Origin of the sequence: Porphyromonas sp. CAG:1061, assembly GCF_000435035.1 — a bacterium.
GTDB classification, from domain to species: Bacteria; Bacteroidota; Bacteroidia; order Bacteroidales; family Porphyromonadaceae; genus Porphyromonas_A; species Porphyromonas_A somerae.
Window position 1 is genome coordinate 4487 of record NZ_HF988935.1, and the last position, 1071, is coordinate 5557.

The 1071-nt window shown below is 50.2% G+C and carries 1 protein-coding gene; it reads left to right on the plus strand.

Annotation, left to right across the window (positions count from 1 at the left end; all coding sequences use genetic code 11):
* A partial coding sequence (locus QVO39_RS07135; RefSeq protein WP_288171903.1) for a peptidylprolyl isomerase occupies window positions 1–1010 on the plus strand: 1010 nt, incomplete at its 5' end.
* Window positions 1011–1071 lie beyond the last annotated feature (61 nt).

Consider the following 1071-nt stretch of genomic DNA (forward strand, 5'->3'; position numbering starts at 1 on the left):
TCGCCCAAATCCGTGCCGAGCGTCGCAAGGTGGTGAGCGAGGAGTATGTGATGATGCAGATGCAGCAGAAGCTGGTGGGCGATATCCAAGTCACTCCATCGGAGGTCAATCGCTTTTATGATACAGTCAATCGGGATAGCCTCCCCTTTATGCCTCTTACGGTAGAGGTACAGATTGTGACCCAGGAGCCAAAGGTACAGGTGAGTGAGGTGGACCGAGTGAAGCAGAAGCTGATTGAGTATAGCGATAAGATCAGTAAAGGCGAGATGAGCTTTGAGACCGTCGCTCGTATCTACTCAGAGGATGGCAATACCGCACTCAAGGGTGGCGAGATGGGCTTCGTAGGAAGGGCAGAGCTAGAGCCAGAGTTTGCCAACGTTGCCTTTGGTCTGCCCGATAATGACAAGGTATCTCGAATCGTAAAGACTGCTCGTGGCTACCACATCATGCAGCTGATTGAGAAGCGTGGAGACCAAATCAATGTGCGACATATCTTGCTCCGCCCACATGTAGATGGTGACGAGCTAACTGCAACGACCAACCGCATGGACTCTATCGCCCACCTAATCCGTGTAGATAGCTTGCCCATTGAGGTAGCGGCCAAGTACTATTCGTATGACGAGGATAGCCGTCTCTCTAATGGTCAGATGGTCAATGCCAATCACCAAAGTCAGTACTACGGCACCTCTCGCTTTGTGATGGAGGATCTACCTCAGGAGGTTTCTGCCCAGGTGGCAAAGCTCCAGGAGGGAGAGATTTCTGCTCCATTTACAATGCTTGATAAAAACAATAATACTGTGGTGGCGATTGTGAAGCTCAAGAAGCGTGTCCCTGGTCACCGAGCCAATGTGGTTGATGACTATCAGGTGGTAAAGGGCATTGTGCTACAAAAGAAGCAAGATGAGACTCTCCATGAATGGATCAGGGAGAAGCAGAAGAAGACCTACGTACGAATTAGTCCAGAGTATCGCCAATGCGAGTTTCAATATCCAGGGTGGCTGGAGCAGTAGCCCTCCTGCTACTTTTTATCATTTCGTCACGGGGTAGTAGCCTATCATTGAGGGCTACTAC